At 63.6% G+C, this 16,504-nt stretch carries 15 protein-coding genes; 7 read left to right on the top strand and 8 right to left on the bottom strand.

What is annotated here, in order from left to right; genetic code table 11:
• Positions 1–2: 2 nt before the first annotated feature.
• Positions 3–758, top strand: a complete 756-nt coding sequence (gene cysZ / locus ACK6AU_RS09775) for a sulfate transporter CysZ (protein ID WP_185699159.1) — start codon at positions 3–5, stop codon at positions 756–758.
• Between the two features lie 120 nt (positions 759–878).
• Positions 879–2,159 carry a glycosyltransferase family 4 protein gene (locus ACK6AU_RS09770; protein ID WP_409299058.1) on the top strand — a complete coding sequence of 427 codons (1,281 nt, stop codon included), beginning with the start codon at positions 879–881 and terminating at the stop codon, positions 2,157–2,159.
• Here ACK6AU_RS09770 and ACK6AU_RS09765 read toward each other — a convergent pair.
• From ACK6AU_RS09765 to ACK6AU_RS09755, 3 genes are all read right to left on the bottom strand, one after another.
• A complete protein-coding gene (locus ACK6AU_RS09765; RefSeq protein ID WP_185699157.1) occupies positions 2,156–3,259 on the bottom strand; it encodes an NADH:flavin oxidoreductase in 1,104 nt (367 codons plus the stop codon). The two genes, ACK6AU_RS09770 and ACK6AU_RS09765, sit on opposite strands and share 4 nt — an antisense overlap.
• A 208-nt stretch (positions 3,260–3,467) precedes the next feature.
• Positions 3,468–3,950: a glutathione peroxidase gene (locus ACK6AU_RS09760; protein WP_185699156.1), complete on the bottom strand. Its 483-nt coding sequence runs from the start codon at positions 3,948–3,950 to the stop codon at positions 3,468–3,470.
• Positions 3,951–4,071: 121 nt separating this feature from the next.
• Entirely contained in the window at positions 4,072–4,557 is a 486-nt protein-coding gene (locus tag ACK6AU_RS09755; protein ID WP_185699155.1) for a peptidylprolyl isomerase, read from the bottom strand.
• Here ACK6AU_RS09755 and ACK6AU_RS09750 point away from each other — a divergent pair.
• The 3 genes from ACK6AU_RS09750 to ACK6AU_RS09740 are packed head-to-tail and all read left to right on the top strand — an operon-like array spanning position 4,526 to position 7,925.
• Positions 4,526–4,864 carry a DUF3565 domain-containing protein gene (locus tag ACK6AU_RS09750; protein WP_185699154.1) on the top strand — a complete coding sequence of 113 codons (339 nt, stop codon included), beginning with the start codon at positions 4,526–4,528 and terminating at the stop codon, positions 4,862–4,864. The two genes, ACK6AU_RS09755 and ACK6AU_RS09750, sit on opposite strands and share 32 nt — an antisense overlap.
• A 58-nt stretch (positions 4,865–4,922) precedes the next feature.
• Positions 4,923–7,022 carry a phosphate acetyltransferase gene (gene pta, locus ACK6AU_RS09745; RefSeq protein WP_409299054.1) on the top strand — a complete coding sequence of 700 codons (2,100 nt, stop codon included), beginning with the start codon at positions 4,923–4,925 and terminating at the stop codon, positions 7,020–7,022.
• On the top strand, positions 7,023–7,925 hold the full coding sequence (locus ACK6AU_RS09740) for an acyltransferase (RefSeq protein ID WP_409299052.1): 903 nt from the start codon (positions 7,023–7,025) through the stop codon (positions 7,923–7,925).
• 129 nt (positions 7,926–8,054) lie between these two features.
• Here ACK6AU_RS09740 and cysN read toward each other — a convergent pair whose 3' ends face one another.
• From cysN to ACK6AU_RS09720, 4 genes are all read right to left on the bottom strand, one after another.
• A complete protein-coding gene (gene cysN, locus ACK6AU_RS09735) occupies positions 8,055–9,953 on the bottom strand; it encodes a sulfate adenylyltransferase subunit CysN (protein WP_185699151.1) in 1,899 nt (632 codons plus the stop codon).
• A gap of 53 nt (positions 9,954–10,006) precedes the next feature.
• Positions 10,007–10,348 carry a four helix bundle protein gene (locus tag ACK6AU_RS09730; protein ID WP_409299050.1) on the bottom strand — a complete coding sequence of 114 codons (342 nt, stop codon included), beginning with the start codon at positions 10,346–10,348 and terminating at the stop codon, positions 10,007–10,009.
• 104 nt (positions 10,349–10,452) lie between these two features.
• Entirely contained in the window at positions 10,453–11,370 is a 918-nt protein-coding gene (gene cysD, locus ACK6AU_RS09725; RefSeq protein WP_185699149.1) for a sulfate adenylyltransferase subunit CysD, read from the bottom strand.
• Between the two features lie 213 nt (positions 11,371–11,583).
• Complete coding sequence (locus ACK6AU_RS09720) at positions 11,584–12,342, bottom strand: Nif3-like dinuclear metal center hexameric protein (RefSeq protein ID WP_185699148.1); 759 nt, start codon at positions 12,340–12,342, stop codon at positions 11,584–11,586.
• A gap of 103 nt (positions 12,343–12,445) precedes the next feature.
• Between ACK6AU_RS09720 and algW the strand changes: the two genes are divergently transcribed.
• A complete protein-coding gene (gene algW, locus ACK6AU_RS09715; protein WP_022642338.1) occupies positions 12,446–13,600 on the top strand; it encodes a Do family serine endopeptidase AlgW in 1,155 nt (384 codons plus the stop codon).
• A gap of 84 nt (positions 13,601–13,684) precedes the next feature.
• Positions 13,685–15,790 carry a TonB-dependent siderophore receptor gene (locus tag ACK6AU_RS09710; RefSeq protein ID WP_409299047.1) on the top strand — a complete coding sequence of 702 codons (2,106 nt, stop codon included), beginning with the start codon at positions 13,685–13,687 and terminating at the stop codon, positions 15,788–15,790.
• A gap of 187 nt (positions 15,791–15,977) precedes the next feature.
• Here ACK6AU_RS09710 and ACK6AU_RS09705 read toward each other — a convergent pair whose 3' ends face one another.
• Entirely contained in the window at positions 15,978–16,427 is a 450-nt protein-coding gene (locus ACK6AU_RS09705) for a tautomerase family protein (protein ID WP_185699146.1), read from the bottom strand.
• Between the last annotated feature and the right edge of the window lie 77 nt (positions 16,428–16,504).

Raw genomic sequence — 16,504 nt, 5'->3', positions numbered from 1 at the left:
CTATGCCCGCCCCTGTCTTGTCCGGCCCGCAATACCTGCGCGAGGGCCTCAAGTTGATCCTCACCCCCGGCCTGCGCCTGTTCGTGCTCTTGCCGCTGCTGGTCAACCTGGTGCTGTTCGTCGGATTGATCTATTTCGCCGGTCATCAGTTCAGCCTCTGGGTCGATTCCCTGATGCCGACCCTGCCGCAATGGCTGAGCTTTCTCAGCTACATCCTGTGGCCGCTGTTCGTGGTGCTGGTGGTGCTGATGGTGTTCTTCAGCTTCACCATGCTGGCCAATATCATCGCCGCCCCGTTCAACGGCTTCCTCGCGGAAAAGGTCGAGACCGTGGTCCGCGGCACCGATGATTTCCCCCCCTTCAGCTGGGGCGAACTGCTGGCGATGATCCCCCGCACCCTGTCCCGGGAGATGCGCAAGCTGGGCTACTTCCTGCCCCGGGCCATCGGCTTGTTCATCCTCTCGCTGATCCCGGTGGTCAACCTGGTGGCGGCGCCGCTGTGGCTGTTGTTCGGCATCTGGATGATGGCCATCCAGTACATCGACTACCCGGCGGACAACCACAAGATGAGCTGGCAGGACATGCTCGCCTGGTTGCGCCAGAAGCGCTGGCAGAGCCTGGGCTTCGGCGGCATCGTCTACCTGGCGCTGATGATTCCCTTCGTCAACATCCTGATGATGCCCGCCGCCGTGGCCGGGGCGACGCTGTTCTGGGTCCGCGAGCGCGGTGTGGATAACTTGCCGGGCCAACAGCGCTGAACCTGTCCGTCCCTGTTCCGGCTCCTGCACGACATCGCCCAGGGGCCAGCCTGCAAGCACTGCGCTCGAAGCCAGTGCCGGGCCGTCATAAATCCATCATCCCAAGGTCACAATGACGACATGGCCCCAGCCGACACTGGGGTCATGAGCCCAGCCCTGCATATCACCCTCATCACCGAGACCTTCCCGCCGGAAATCAACGGCGTGGCCAATACCCTTGGCCGCCTGTGCGATGGCCTGCGGGCCCGTGGGCACCAGGTGGAACTGGTGCGTCCGCGCCAAGGCTGCGATCAGAGCCGGAGCAGCGACGAAGCCCTGCTGCTGTGCCGAGGTTGGCCACTGCCGGGGTATCCGGGGCTGCAATGGGGCCAGTCATCGATGCACAAGCTGCTACGCCGCTGGAAACGCCAGCGTCCGGATGTGCTGTACATCGCCACCGAAGGGCCCCTTGGCTTGTCCGCACTGCGGGCGGCCAAGCGCCTGGGGATCTCGGTGGTCAGCGGTTTCCACACCAATTTCCAGCAGTACTCCAGCCAGTACGGCCTGGGCTTGCTGACGCGCTTGCTGACCCACTACCTGCGCTGGTTCCACAACCGCTCGAAGCTGACCCTGGTGCCCAGTGCCAGCCAGTGCCTGGAACTGGAGCGCCGCCACTTCGAGCGCCTGGCGCTGCTCTCCCGCGGGGTCGACAGCCAGTTGTTTCACCCGGCCAAGCGGGTCGCTGAACTGCGGGCCAGTTGGGGGTTGGATAACGACGACCTGGCGGTGATCCATGTCGGGCGCCTGGCGCCGGAGAAGAACCTTGGCCTGCTCAAGCGTTGCTTCGAGCGCCTGCAAGCGAGTTATCCACAGCAGAGGATGAAACTGATCGTGGTGGGCGATGGCCCACAGCGGGCGGCCCTGGAGAAAAGCCTGCCCGATGCGTTGTTCTGCGGTAGCCAGCGAGGCGAGGCGCTGGCGGCACACTATGCCTGCGGCGACCTGTTCCTGTTTCCCAGCCTGACCGAGACTTTCGGCAACGTGGTACTCGAGGCCCTGGCTTCAGGCTTGGCGGTAGTGGCCTACGACCAGGCCGCGGCGGCACAGCACATCCGTCACGGCTACAACGGCGTGCTGGCGATGCCCGGTGACGAGAATGCCTTCTGCGATGCCGCCAGCTGGCTGCTGGAAGAAACCGAGACCCTGCGCCGGGTGCGCCTCAACGCCCGCCAGCACGCCAGCCGCCAAGGCTGGGCAACGGTGATCGAACAGTTCGAGGAGCAGTTGCGCAGCGCCTGCCAGGAGGCGCCGGCGGCGGGCGGGCATGGCGTGAGCGGAGCGACGTGCCAGGCCCGGGACAGGACCGAGGCCCTGGGCGTGGCCAGGGGGCTGCCCCCCTCGCCACCCGGAGCCGCTGGTTAGACCAGGGTGGTCAGCGCATCACGGCTGAACGGCAGGATGTCCTGCTCACGCCCCTCCCGGACCTTCCGCGCCCAGTCCGGATCCACCAGCAGTGCGCGGCCCACGGCCACCAGGTCGAACTCGTCGTTATCCAGGCGTTGCAGCAGGTTCTCCAGGCTGGCCGGTTGCGCCACCTTGTCGGTCTTGACCATGAACTGCAGGAACTCGCCATCCAGGCCAACGCTGCCCACGGTGATGGTGGGCTTGCCGGTGAGCTTGCGGGTCCAGCCCGCCAGGTTCAGTTCGGAGCCTTCGAACTCAGGCTCCCAGAAACGTCGGGTGGAGCAGTGGAAGATATCCACGCCGGCATCCACCAGCGGCTTGAGAAAGGCTTCCAGGGCCTCTGGGGTCTCTACCAGGCGGGCCGCATAGTCCTGCTGCTTCCACTGGGAGAAGCGCAGGATGATCGGGAAGTCCGGGCCGACGGCAGCCCGCACGGCCTGGATCAACTCGATGGCAAAACGCGAGCGCTGGGCCAGGTCGCCACCGTACTCGTCGGTGCGCTGGTTGCTGCCTTCCCAGAAGAACTGGTCCACCAGGTAACCGTGGGCGCCATGGATCTCCACGCCGTCCATGCCGATGCTCTGGGCATCCTTGGCGGCCTGGGCGAACGCAGCGATCACCTCCTGGATATCCTGGTGGGTCATGCCATGCACCACCACCTGGCCGTCCTTGAGCTTCTCGCACGGACCGTAGCCCGGCACGCTGGCGTCCGGCTCGGTGCCCAGGCGCCGCACGTTGCCCACATGCCACAGCTGCGGGACGATCTTGCCGCCCTCGGCGTGGACCGCGTCCACCACCTTCTTCCAGCCTGCCAGTGCCGCCTCGCCGTGGAACTGCGGCACATTGGGGTAGCCGTTGGATGCCTGGTGCCCGATGGTGGTGCCTTCGGTGATGATCAGGCCGACCCCTGCCGCGGCACGCCGGCGGTAGTACTCGATGACCTTGGAATTGGGCACGCCGCCCGGCGAGAACGAGCGGGTCATCGGGGCCATCACCACGCGGGTCGGCAATTCCAACGCACCCAGCTGGAAGGGTTTGAACAAGGCTTGGACAGGCATGCTGCACTCCGACAGAAAAGGACTGGAGTCGAGGATCGACGCACAAGGCAGCGCCGGGCATCGCTCCCGGCGCACTTATGATGAGGATAATATTCATCCCCCAGGGGACTGCACAGCATTATTGATTCGAGTGATCGGGAGGCAAAAACGCCGCTATGCAGCGGCGTAGGGTGGCGCGCCATGCCGGGCATGCACCCGGCGCGCGGAGTCAGCTCAGGGCTTTCTCGATGGCCTGGACCACGGCGGGGTCATCGGGGGCGGTGCGCGGAGAGAAACGCGCCAGCACCCGGCCATCCTTGCCCACCAGGAATTTCTCGAAGTTCCAGGTGATATCGCCGGGAAACTCCGCCCCTTCGCCCGCCAGCAGGCGGTAGAGCTGGTGCCGCTCCGGGCCGTTGACCTCCAGCTTGCCGCTCAGGGGGAACGTCACCCCATAGTTGAGGCTGCAGAATTCCTGGATCTGTTGCTCGGTCCCGGGCTCCTGCCCGGCGAACTGGTTGCAGGGCAGGCCCAGCACGTTGAAGCCCCGGGCCTTGTATTGCTGGTAGAGGTTTTCCAGAGCCGCGTATTGTGGCGTCAAGCCACATTTGGAAGCGACGTTGACCACCAGCACGACTTGCCCCTTGAAGGGCGCGAGCGGCAGTTCCTGACCATCCAGGGCTTTCAGTTTAAGGTCGTGAAAAGCACTCATGACGAACTCCAAATTCCCGTGTTCTTGCAGAAGACAGCCTCTCGACAGTACAGCCAAAAGCCGCGGACTAAAAAGGCGCCCGCGGGCGCCTTTCGAGTAATCCTGAGCTTAGCGCAGAAACTCAGTGGTGATGGCCACCTTCGCCATGGACGTGACCATGGGCGACTTCTTCCTGGCTGGCATCACGGATGGCAACGACCTTGACCTGGAAGTTCAGGCGCTGGCCAGCCAGTGGGTGGTTGCCGTCGACGGTCACGTCGTCGCCGTCCAGATCGCGAATGGTGACGATCTGCATCTGGCCATCGGGAGCGGAAGCGTGGAACTGCATGCCCACTTCCAGTTCGTCGACGCCTTCGAACATGCTGCGGCTCAGGGTGCTGACCAGCTCGGCGGCGTATTCGCCGTAGGCATCTTCAGGTTCCACGGCAACCTTCAGCTCGTCACCGATCTGCTTGCCTTCCAGGGCCTTTTCCAGGCCTGGGATGATGTTCCCTGCGCCGTGCAGGTAGACCAGCGGGGCGCCGCCGGCAGAGCTGTCGATGACCTCACCAGCGTCGTTGGTGAGGGTATAGTCGATGGAGACAGCCTTATTGGCGGCGATCAGCATGGGGCGAGACCTTTTGCATAAGAATGAAGAACGTCCAAGTTTAGCGAAGCAATCGCGCGAAAGCGAACGGAACCCGGACAAACGGAATAGGCAGCGCCCCCCGACAATCTGCGGTTTCCACCAGGACGAGGACGGCCACTGGGTGGTCGAACTGTCGTGCGGCCACACCCAGCACCTGCGCCACCAGCCGCCATGGCAGTCGCGCGCCTGGGTCCTGGACCCGGCGCGGAGGGCAGAAAAAATAGGCCGGCCCTTCGCCTGTGGCTGGTGTGCGCAGGACGCCGGAAACGATAACCTTAGCCCCTGACTACCGCGGCAGACGGCCATGGACCGTCGCCCTTGCCATGCCCCCTTCGAGAATCCGCATGCAAACTTTTTTCATCGCACCCACCGATTTTGGCGTGGGCCTGACCTCCATCAGCCTCGGGCTGGTACGCACCCTGGAACGCGCCGGCCTCAAGGTCGGTTTCTTCAAGCCCATCGCCCAGCCGCACCCGGGCGACACCGGCCCCGAACGCTCCACCGAGCTGGTGGCCCGCACCCACGGCCTGAAACCGCCTCAACCGCTGGGCCTGGCCCATGTGGAGCGAATGCTGGGCGATGGCCAGCTGGATGAACTGCTGGAAGAAATCATCACCCTCTACCAGCAGGCGGCCATCGGCAAGGACGTGCTGGTCGTCGAAGGCATGGTGCCGACCCGCGCCGCCAGCTACGCGGCCCGGGTCAACCTGCACCTGGCCAAGAGCCTGGACGCCGAGGTGATCCTGGTCTCGGCCCCGGAAAACGAAGTGCTCACCGAACTGTCCGGGCGGGTCGAGTTGCAGGCGCAGTTGTTCGGTGGTCCACGGGATCCGAAGGTGCTGGGAGTGATCCTCAACAAGGTGCGCACCGACGAAAGCATCGAGGCGTTCAGCGCCCGCTTGAAGGAGCACTCGCCGCTATTGCGCAGTGGCGACTTCCGCCTGCTGGGCTGCATTCCGTTCCAGCCGGAGCTCAATGCCCCGCGGACCCGCGACGTGGCCGACCTGATGGGCGCCCAGGTACTCAACGCCGGGGACTACGAAACCCGGCGCATGACCAAGATCATCATTTGCGCGCGCACCATGCGCAACACCGTGGAGCTGCTCAAGCCCGGCGTGCTGGTGGTGACCCCGGGCGACCGTGACGACATCATCCTCGCCGTGAGCCTGGCGGCGATCAACGGCGTGCCCCTGGCCGGCCTGCTGCTGACCAGCGGCACCCTGCCCGACCCGAAGATCATGGAGCTGTGCCGTGGAGCGCTGAATGCCGGCCTGCCGGTGCTGTCGGTAAGCACCGGCTCCTACGACACCGCCAACCAGCTCAACGGCTTGAACAAGGAAATTCCCATCGATGACCGCGAGCGTGCGGAAATCATCACCGATTTCGTCGCCAGCCACCTGGATGCCGACTGGCTGCACCAGCGCTGTGGCACCCCGCGGGAAATGCGCCTGTCGCCCGCGGTGTTCCGCTACCAGTTGATCCAGCGCGCCCAGCAAGCCGACAAGCGCATCGTCCTGCCCGAGGGCAGCGAGCCCCTGACCGTGCAGGCCGCCGCCATCTGCCAGGCCCGCGGCATCGCCCGCTGCGTGCTGCTGGCCAAGCCGGACGACGTCCACGCCGTGGCCCGGGCCCAGGGCATCGAGCTGCCCGACGGCCTGGAGATCCTCGATCCGGACCTGATCCGCGAGCGATATGTCGAGCCCATGGTGGCCCTGCGCAAGAGCAAGAGCCTGAACGCGCCGATGGCCGAGCAGCAACTGGAAGACCCGGTGGTGCTCGGCACCGTGATGCTGGCCCTGGACGAGGTCGACGGCCTGGTTTCCGGGCTCGTCCACTCCACGGCCAACACCATCCGCCCGGCCCTGCAACTGATCAAGACCGCGCCGGGCTGCAGCCTGGTGTCCTCGGTGTTCTTCATGCTGTTTCCCGAGCAGGTGCTGGTCTACGGCGACTGCGTGATGAACCCCCACCCCAGCGCCAGCGAGCTGGCGGAGATCGCCCTGCAGAGCGCCGATTCGGCAGCGGCCTTCGGCATCTCGCCACGAGTGGCGATGATCAGCTACTCCAGTGGCGACTCGGCCAGCGGCGAAGAAGTGGAGAAGGTCCGCGAGGCCACTCTGCTGGCCCATGAAGCCCAGCGCTCGCTGTTGATCGACGGCCCGTTGCAGTACGACGCCGCCGCCAACGAGAACGTCGCCCGGCAACTGGCCCCCAACAGCCAGGTCGCGGGCAAGGCCACGGTCTTCGTGTTCCCCGACCTGAACACCGGCAACACCACCCACAAGGCGGTGCAACGCAGCGCCGATTGCGTGAGCCTGGGGCCGATGCTGCAAGGCCTGCGCAAGCCGGTGAACGACCTGCCGCGCGGCGCCCAGGTGGACGACATCGTCTACACCATCGCCCTGACTGCGATCCAAGCTGCCAACCGACCCATGGATGCCTGAATGCTGGACTTTCTACCGGGTGCCGTACGCGGCACCATCGCCTCACTGCTGCTGGCGCTCAACACTATTTTGCTGTGCTCGTTCCTGTTCTGCGTGGCGCTCTTCAAGGCCTTGCCGTTGCGCCTCACCCAGCGTTTCAGCCACTGGTTGATGAACCACACCCACGAGGCCTGGATCAGCAACAACAAGGCCTGGATGCAGCTGGTCTGCCGCACTCGCTGGCACGTGCAGGGCCTTGAAGGCCTGGATTACCAGCACTCCTACCTGGTCACCAGCAACCACCAGAGCTGGGTCGATATCCTGGTGCTGCAGTACGTGCTCAACCGGCGTATCCGCCCGTTGAAGTTCTTCCTCAAGCAGGAACTGATCTGGGTGCCGGTGATCGGCCTGGCCTGGTGGGCCCTGGGCTTTCCCTTCATGAAGCGCTACTCCAAGGCCTACCTGGAAAAGCATCCGGAAAAAAAGGGCAAGGACCTGGAAACCACCCGCAAGACCTGCGCGAAATTCCGCAGCAATCCGGTAGGTATCTTCAACTTCGTCGAGGGCACGCGCTTCACCGAGGCCAAGCATGCCCAGCAGCGATCGCCATTCAAGTACCTGCTCAAACCCAAGGCCGGCGGCATCGCCTTCGTGCTGGATGCCATGGGCGAGCAACTGCAATCGATCGTCGACGTGACCATCCACTATCCCGATGGCCGCCCCGGCTTCTGGGACCTGCTCAGCGGCAAGCTCAGGGAGGTGGTGGTGCGTTTCGAAGAAGTGTCGATCCTCGGGCAGTTCGTCAGACGCAACTACGAGCAGGACGCGGTTTATCGGCAGGCCTTCCAGGACTGGATCAACCAGCGCTGGCACGCCAAGGACGCGCTGCTGGAGCAGCTGCACCGGGAGTATCCGGGCCAATAGCGGAGCGTTCATCGCGGGCAAGCGCGTTCCTCTGTAGGAGCGAGGCTTGCCCGCGATGGCTTTCTCAAACACACGAAAAAGCCCGCCGTCGATCGCTCGACGGCGGGCTTTTTCATGGACCGCTAAGGCTTAGATCGCGCCACGGCTGCGCAACAGGTCCAGCACCTGCTTGACGCCCTCATCCACGGTCAGCGCCTGGGTGTCGATCACCAGGTCGGCATCCAGCGGCACGTCATAGGCGAAGGACTCGCCCGGGATGTTGTCGCCACCGGCGGCATAGAGCCCCTGGGGATCACGCTGGGCGCATACCGCTGGCGAAGCCTGGACATAGACCGTCAGCAGACGCTCCTTGCCGATCAAGTCCCTGACCTGCTCGCGCCCTTCGGCACTTGGGGCCACGAACGCTGCCAGGGTCAGCAGGCCGGCCTCGTTGAACTGACGGGCAACGTGAGCCGCACGCCGCCAGTTCTCGGTACGCCCGGCGCGATCCTGGGGCAGCCCCTTGTTCAGGTCGTGGCGCAGGTTCTGGCCGTCGAGGACGAACACCGCACGCCCCATGTCGAACAGCTTGCGCTCCACGGCATAGGCCAGGGTGCTCTTGCCAGCGCCCGACAGCCCGCTGAACAGCACGGTGGCCGGTTGCTGGCCGAAACGCTGGGCCCGCTCGTCGGTGGCGACATGGGCCAGCTTGCCATGATGGCTGGCGCTGCCATGGGCCACGGGCTGGGCGATGATCATGCCCGCGCCGACGGTGCCGTTGGTCAGGCGATCGATGACGATGAACGCCCCCGTGGTGCGGTTGCTTTCATAACCGTCCAGGGCAATCGGCGCGTCGAGGCTGACCTTGACCTTGCCGATCTCGTTCAGTTGCAGGGCACTGGCAGCGCCCTCTTCCAGGGTGTTCACATCGACCTTGTGATCGATGCTGGCAATCGAGCCCGGCACATAGCTGGTGGCGCGCTTGATGTCGTATTTCTTGCCCGGCAGCATCGGCTCCTCGGCCATCCACACCAGCATGGCTTCGAAGCTATCGGTCACCGGCGGCACATTGTCGGCATGCACCAGCAGGTCGCCGCGGGAGATATCGATCTCGTCTTCCATGGTCAGGGTCACGGCCTGGCCCGGGCCGGCCTGCTCCAGCTCGCCCTCGAAAGTGACGATGGACTTGATGCGGCTGCTCTTGCCCGAAGGCAGCACCACCACTTCGTCGCCCTTGTGCACGATGCCGCTGGCCAGGGTGCCGGCGAAACCGCGGAAGTTCAGGTTCGGACGGTTGACGTACTGCACCGGGAAACGCAGGTCGGTGAAGTTGCGGTCGCCGGAAACCTCCACGGTCTCGAGGATTTCCATCAGCGACTGGCCGGTGTACCACGGCGAACGCTCGCTGCGGTTGACCACGTTGTCGCCCTTGAGCGCCGACATCGGCACGAAGTGCAGGCTGGTGGGCTGGATCTTCAGGCCCTTGGCGAACTGCAGGTAGTCGGCCTTGATCGACTCGAACACGCCCTGGTCGAAGTCTTTGAGGTCCATCTTGTTGACGGCCACGACGATGTGCTTGATGCCCAGCAGCGAGGCGATGAAGCTGTGGCGACGGGTCTGGGTCTGCACTCCGTAGCGGGCGTCCACCAGGATGATCGCCAGGTCGCAGGTGGACGCACCGGTGGCCATGTTGCGGGTGTACTGCTCATGGCCCGGGGTGTCGGCGATGATGAACTTGCGCTTGGCGGTGGAGAAGTAGCGGTAGGCCACGTCGATGGTGATGCCCTGCTCGCGCTCGGCCTGCAGGCCGTCGACCAGCAGCGCCAGGTCGATGTCGTCGCCGGTGGTGCCGACCTTCTTCGAGTCGCGGGTGATGGCTTCCAGATGGTCTTCGTAGATCATCTTCGAGTCGTGCAGCAGGCGCCCGATCAGGGTGCTCTTGCCGTCGTCGACGTTGCCGCAGGTGAGGAAGCGCAACAGTTCCTTGCGTTCGTGCTGGGCCAGGTAGGCGAGGATGTCCTCGCTGATCAATTCGGATTGATGGCTCATTACATTCAAGCTCCAAGCTGTAAGCTTCAAGCGGCAAGCTTGTCGGCGTACAGCTAGTCAGAAATTTTGTTGATCAGGCCGCAAAGCATTTTTGAGAGCTCGCGAGTTTCTTTAATCCAATTCTCAGCCAGCGGGTTCGCGATGTAGGCAATTTCACGAGCGATAAGGATTTGAGTCCGGAGTTCGCCGCAAGAAGCTTTCGCAATCCCGAGAAAATGGACTTTTTCTCTATTGCTACGACGCTCCATGCCCTCGGCAATATTGGAAGGCACCGAAAGAACAGAGCGAGTGATCTGGTCCTTGAATCCAAAGTCCCCGCACTGCGCAAACTCTTTATAAATCCTCACCGCCAAAGCTTTGCTTCGCTGCCAAACAATCAGTTTCTCGAAATCCATGACGAGTGTTCCGATTCCGGCTCGCAACAACCGGCTGCAAGCAACAAACCACGACGTTACGCATACCGCCTTTAACTTGCTGCTTGCCGCTTGTAACTCGAAGCTTAGAAATAGCCCTGGCGTTTCTTGTCTTCCATCGAGCCTGCGCCATCGTGATCGATGACCCGGCCCTGGCGCTCGGAAGTTCGCGTCAGGAGCATTTCCTGAATGATGTCCGTCAGGCTCTCGGCTTCGGACTCCACCGCGCCCGTCAACGGGTAGCAGCCCAGGGTACGGAAACGCACTTTCTTCTTGACGATGCGCGCCTTCTCCTCATCGCTGAGGTGTTCGAGGATGCGCTCGTCGTCGATCATGATCAGCGTGCCGTTCTTTTCGATCACTTCACGCTCGGCGGCGAAGTACAGCGGCACGATCGGGATGCCTTCCAGGTAGATGTATTGCCAGATGTCCAGCTCGGTCCAGTTGGACAGCGGGAACACGCGGATCGACTCGCCCTTGTTGACCTTGCCGTTGTACACGTTCCACAGCTCGGGACGCTGGTTCTTCGGGTCCCAGCGGTGCTTGCTGTCGCGGAACGAGTAGACGCGCTCCTTGGCGCGGGACTTCTCTTCATCGCGGCGAGCCCCGCCGAACGCCGCATCGAAACCGTACTTGTCCAGCGCCTGCTTGAGGCCCTCGGTCTTCATGATGTCGGTGTGCTTGGCACTGCCGTGGGTGAAGGGGTTGATGCCCTGGGCCACGCCATCGGGGTTGACGTGGGTGATCAGGTCCAGGCCCATTTCCTCGACCATGCGATCACGGAACTTGTACATCTCCTGGAATTTCCACCGGGTATCGACGTGCATCACCGGGAATGGCAGCTTGCCGGGGAAGAACGCCTTGCGGGCCAGATGCAACATCACCGCGGAGTCCTTGCCGATGGAGTACAGCATCACCGGATTGTCGAACTCGGCCGCCACCTCGCGGATGATGTGGATGCTTTCCGCCTCCAGCTGTTTCAGATGCGTCAGTTTGTCGACCATGGCTACTCACGAAAGCTTTCTTATGGACGGCCTGCGGGCCGTGTTCGAGCGGGGCATGCTAGCACAGCGGCCTTCTTCTAATCAGGGAGCCAACTAGAACGAAACGGTATATGAATATACCCGCCTGTTCGCTGGCTGCGGGCCCCGCCTATGCGGCCGCAAGCGGCGATCGACACCGGCGGGGCCCACCGGGAAAGACCTGACGAAATGCCGTCAGATCGGGTTCGGGCAATCGATGAACAGGTGCTCCAGGGCGAAGCGCCGGGCCAGGTAGTCACCCAGCGCCTGCACGCCATAACGCTCGGTGGCATGGTGGCCGGCAGCGATGAAACTGATGTCGTTCTCCCGGGCGCTGTGGAAGGTCTGTTCCGAAGCCTCGCCACTCAGGTACAGGTCGACCCCGGCCTGCACTGCCTGGTCGATGTAACCCTGGCCACCGCCGGTGCACCAGCCGACCCGGCGGATCATCTCGCTGCCTTCCACCAGCAGCGGTTCGCGGCCCATCGCCTCCTGCACCCGGCGAGCGAAGTCCCGCGCGGTGACGGGCTCTTCCAGGGAACCCACCAGGCCCACGACCTTGGGATTTTCCGGATCCAGCGGGCCTTCCACGGTGATGTCCAGTTGCCGGGCCAGTTGCACGTTGTTACCCACCTCAGGGTGCAGGTCCAGGGGCAGGTGGTAGGCCAACAGGCTGATGTCATGCTTGAGCAGGGTCTTCAACCGGCGCTGCTTCATGCCGGTGATGCAAGGGTTCTCGCCTTTCCAGAAATAGCCATGGTGGACCAGCACCAGGTCGGCCTTGGCCTCTACCGCCGCGTCCAGCAACGCCTGGCTGGCGGTGACGCCGCTGACGATGCGCATGACCTGTGGACGCCCTTCGACCTGCAGGCCGTTGGGGCAATAGTCGGCGATACGCGAACTGCCCAGGTAGCGGTCCGCCTCTTCTACCAGTGTGCTCAGGGCAACGGCCATGAAAGACTCCTAAATATCCCATCCAGAGGCGCGTGCGGCCTCGTATAATGCGCGACATTATGGGGCCGTGCGCAGCCCTTCGTAACCACCCAGGACTTGCCCGATGCTCAAGGCTCTGCGTTTTTTCGGCTGGCCATTACTGGCCGGCGTGCTTATCGCGTTGTTGATTATTCAGCGTTACCCGCAATGGGTCGGCCTTCCCAGCCTGGATGTGAACCTGCAGCAAGCGCCGCAAACCACCGGTACCCAGCAGGGCCCGGTGTCCTACGCCGATGCGGTGATCATCGCCGCCCCTGCGGTGGTCAACCTGTACACCACCAAGGTGATCAACCGCCCGGCCCACCCGCTGTTCGAGGACCCGCAGTTCCGGCGCTTCTTCGGCGACAACCTGCCCAAGCAGCAGCGCATGGAATCGAGCCTGGGCTCCGGGGTGATCATGAGTCCCGAAGGCTACCTGCTGACCAACAACCACGTGACCTCCGGCGCCGAGCAAATCGTGGTGGCCCTCAAGGACGGCCGGGAAACCCTGGCCCGGGTCATCGGCAGCGATCCGGAAACCGACCTGGCGGTGCTCAAGATCGACCTGAAGAACCTGCCCTCGATCACCGTCGGCCGCTCGGAAAACGTCCGCGTCGGCGACGTCGCCCTGGCCATCGGCAACCCGTTCGGGGTAGGCCAGACCGTGACCATGGGCATCATCAGCGCCACTGGCCGCAACCAGCTGGGCCTGAACAACTACGAAGACTTCATCCAGACCGATGCGGCGATCAACCCGGGCAACTCCGGCGGCGCCCTGGTGGACGCCAACGGCAACCTGACCGGCATCAACACCGCGATCTTCTCCAAGTCCGGCGGCTCCCAGGGCATCGGCTTCGCCATCCCGATCAAGCTGGCCATGGAAGTGATGAAGTCGATCATCGAACACGGCCAGGTCATCCGTGGCTGGCTGGGAATCGAGGTACAACCGCTGACCCAGGAGCTGGCGGAGTCCTTCGGGCTGGCCGGGCGCCCGGGCATCGTGGTGGCGGGCATCTTCCGCGATGGCCCGGCGCAAAAGGCCGGCATGCAACTGGGCGACGTGATCCTCAGTATCGATGGCGAACCTGCCGGCGACGGCCGCCGCTCGATGAACCAGGTGGCCCGGATCAAACCCACCGAGAAGGTGGCGATCCAGGTCATGCGCAACGGCAAGGAGCTCAAGCTGACGGCCGAGATCGGCCTGCGACCGCCCCCCGCGCCCGTCAAGGAAGAGGAATGAGGTGAGCCCGGCCATGCCGGGCTAACAATATAGATTCTCATTGGTCATGTTATATTGTTTCAATATCGCTATTGGAACAGCCTCATGACGCCCCGAAGAATCCTCCCCCTGGCAGGCCTGGCCCTGGGCCTGCTGGCCGATCCTGTGTACGCCGAAGAACCGCAGCCGATGGAACTGGAGACCATCCGCATCAGCGGCGAGTCCGAATCCGCCACGGGCCCGGTCAAGGGCTACCGGGCCACCCGCTCCGCCAGCGCCACCAAGACCGATACGGCGATTCGCGAGATCCCGCAGTCCATCAGCGTGATCCCCGCCAGCGTGCTCCAGGACCTGGGCAGCAGCAACGTCGAGCGGGCCCTGGACTTCGCCGGCGGCGTCGCGAAGCAGAACAACTTCGGCGGCCTGACCTTGTATGAATACAGCATCCGCGGCTTCACCACCTCGGAGTTCTACAAGGACGGCTTCAGCGCCAATCGTGGCTACCCCAGCACCCCGGACACCGCCAGCATCGAACGCATCGAAGTGCTCAAGGGCCCGGCCGCCAGCCTCTACGGCCGTGGCGACCCCGGGGGCACGGTGAACATCGTCACCAAGAAGCCCCAGCCACAGGCATTCGCCACCCTGCGCACCAGTGCCGGCAGCTGGGATCGCTACCGCACCGAACTGGACCTCAACAGCCCGCTCGACGACCAGGGCGACCTGCTGTCGCGGGTCAACCTGGCGGTGGAGGACAACCACGGCTTTCGCGAGCACGTCGACAGTCGCCGGGTATTCGTCGCCCCGTCCTTGAGCTGGCAGTTGAACCCGGACACCAGCCTGCTGCTGGAAAGCGAGTTCGTCCGCCACAGCTCGACCTTCGACCGTGGCATCGTCGCCCCCGGCAACCGCTGGAGTGGCGTCTCGCGCTCGACCTTCCTCGGCGAGCCCGACGACGGCAACATCGACAATCACAACAACCTGCTCCAGGCCAGCCTGGAACATCACCTCGACGACAACTGGAAGCTGCGCCTGGCCAGCCACTACAAGGAGGGCAAGCTGTGGGGCTTCGCCTCGGAACCCCGTCCCCTGAATGCAGATGGACACACGGTCAACCGACGCTACCGCGAGCGCGACAACGATTGGCACGACAGCATCACCCAGCTGGAACTGCGCGGCCTGTTCGACCTCGGCAGCTGGCAGCACGAACTGCTGCTCGGCAGCGAATACGAGAACTACCGCAAGAATGAGCGGGTCACCACCATTGCTGGCAGCCCCTATGCCATCGATATCTACAACCCGGTCTACGGCCAGGCCAAGCCCGACGGCAAACGCTCCGGCACTGACTTTTTCGAGCACGTCGAAAGCCGCGCCCTGAACCTGCAGGACCAGATCGTCTTCAGCGAACGCCTGCGCGGCATGCTGGGCGCGCGTTTCGAACATTTCGAGCAACGGATCGACGACCACGCCACCGGCCAGCGCAGCCGCCAGGATCACGACGCCCTGACCCAACGCGCCGGCCTCCTGTATCAACTGACTCCGCAGCTCGGCCTGTTCGCCAACGCCTCCACCTCGTTCAAGCCCAACAACGGCCTGGACGCCGCCGGCAAATCATTCAAGCCAGAAGAAGGTGTCGGCTACGAAGTGGGGATCAAGAGCGAACTGTTCGACGAGCGCTTGAGCGCGACCCTCGCCGCTTTCCATATCGACAAGGAAAACGTGCTCGCCCTGGACCCGAACACCGACTCCAGTCGCGCCATGGGCAAGGCCCGCAGCCAGGGCTTCGATTTGCAGTTCAGTGGGCAGTTGACCGACGCCGTACGGGTGATTGGCGCCTATGCACTGATCGACGCCGAAGTCACCAAGGGCGACCAGGCAATTCCCGCCGGTAGCCGCATTCTCGGGGTGGCCAGGCACAGTGGCAGCCTGCTGGGGGTCCATGAGTTCCAGGACGGTCGCCTCAAGGGCTCGGATATCGGCGTGGCCCTGACCTACGTCGGCGACCGTTCGGGCGAGGCCGAAGGCCGCTTCGAACTGCCCGCCTACCGCACCCTGGACCTGTTGGCCCACTACAAGGCCAGCGACAACCTGACCCTGGGCCTGAACCTGAACAACCTGTTCGACGAGAAGTACTACGAGCGCTCCTACAGCAACTACTGGGTCACCCCGGGAGAGCCGCGCAACTTCACCGTCAGCCTGACACTCAACCTGTAGAAGAGAACCGCCGGGCACCTTTGCAAACCATTGCCCTGCCGCGCCCGCTCGGCCCTCTGGGCACCAACCAGGCCGTGGCCCATGGCCTGTGGACCGAACAGCGACGCGGCAACATCGAGGGGTGTACGGCCAATGGCGCACTCATGCGGGAGGAAAGATTGCAGCCGCTTCTAGCCTCCCGCCCCGGTCAGGTACTAGGAAGGAGATGCCCGTACCCGGCAGCTCGAGTGAAATCGGCAAGTCTCCAAAGACTGCCATTCGCCCCCCATGTGCCATCGGCAACGTCCGTTAGCTGTATCGAAGTCATCAGCATGCGACCGTCATCCGGCTCTGTACTTTTTTCGATGGCCTGGTGCAGGCCCAACACGTAGTCCTTGCGCATCTGCTCATCAAGGACGCCAGCAGGCACCTTGACCAGAACGATGCAGGGAATCGCATGAGCGTGCACGCTGATTCCCCCACAGAGCCAGTCGGCAGCCCGCACTTCCTCGATGAGCACCCAGCACAGGCTGCGCTGTCGAGGATCGCTTCCCATGTGCTCATGAGCGATGGCTGCCTCGCTGACGCACGTCAATAGTCGCTTTCGTTGCTGATCGCTGAAAGCTCCGGTGGGTACCTTGATCAGGATGTTGGGCATGGCTGAAACCTTGGCAATGGATTGAGCCGCTATTGAGCCTGGCGTCCCCCTCTGGCAAAAGTGTCTGATCTGTCCTC

Source organism: Pseudomonas sp. KCJK8993 (genome assembly GCF_046230915.1).
Classification (GTDB): Bacteria; Pseudomonadota; Gammaproteobacteria; order Pseudomonadales; family Pseudomonadaceae; genus Aquipseudomonas; species Aquipseudomonas piscis.
The sequence above is the reverse complement of the archived record's forward strand: the minus strand, read 5'-3'. Positions and strand labels throughout refer to the sequence as shown.

Coding starts and splice junctions, on each gene's coding strand:
- cysZ (WP_185699159.1), top strand. CDS start 3: ATGCCCGCCCCTGTCTTGTCCGGCCCGCAATACCTGCGCGAGGGCCTC.
- ACK6AU_RS09770 (WP_409299058.1), top strand. CDS start 879: ATGGCCCCAGCCGACACTGGGGTCATGAGCCCAGCCCTGCATATCACC.
- ACK6AU_RS09765 (WP_185699157.1), bottom strand. CDS start 3,259: ATGCCTGTCCAAGCCTTGTTCAAACCCTTCCAGCTGGGTGCGTTGGAA.
- ACK6AU_RS09760 (WP_185699156.1), bottom strand. CDS start 3,950: ATGAGTGCTTTTCACGACCTTAAACTGAAAGCCCTGGATGGTCAGGAA.
- ACK6AU_RS09750 (WP_185699154.1), top strand. CDS start 4,526: ATGGAGACAGCCTTATTGGCGGCGATCAGCATGGGGCGAGACCTTTTG.
- ACK6AU_RS09755 (WP_185699155.1), bottom strand. CDS start 4,557: ATGCTGATCGCCGCCAATAAGGCTGTCTCCATCGACTATACCCTCACC.
- pta (WP_409299054.1), top strand. CDS start 4,923: ATGCAAACTTTTTTCATCGCACCCACCGATTTTGGCGTGGGCCTGACC.
- ACK6AU_RS09740 (WP_409299052.1), top strand. CDS start 7,023: ATGCTGGACTTTCTACCGGGTGCCGTACGCGGCACCATCGCCTCACTG.
- cysN (WP_185699151.1), bottom strand. CDS start 9,953: ATGAGCCATCAATCCGAATTGATCAGCGAGGACATCCTCGCCTACCTG.
- ACK6AU_RS09730 (WP_409299050.1), bottom strand. CDS start 10,348: ATGGATTTCGAGAAACTGATTGTTTGGCAGCGAAGCAAAGCTTTGGCG.
- cysD (WP_185699149.1), bottom strand. CDS start 11,370: ATGGTCGACAAACTGACGCATCTGAAACAGCTGGAGGCGGAAAGCATC.
- ACK6AU_RS09720 (WP_185699148.1), bottom strand. CDS start 12,342: ATGGCCGTTGCCCTGAGCACACTGGTAGAAGAGGCGGACCGCTACCTG.
- algW (WP_022642338.1), top strand. CDS start 12,446: ATGCTCAAGGCTCTGCGTTTTTTCGGCTGGCCATTACTGGCCGGCGTG.
- ACK6AU_RS09710 (WP_409299047.1), top strand. CDS start 13,685: ATGACGCCCCGAAGAATCCTCCCCCTGGCAGGCCTGGCCCTGGGCCTG.
- ACK6AU_RS09705 (WP_185699146.1), bottom strand. CDS start 16,427: ATGCCCAACATCCTGATCAAGGTACCCACCGGAGCTTTCAGCGATCAG.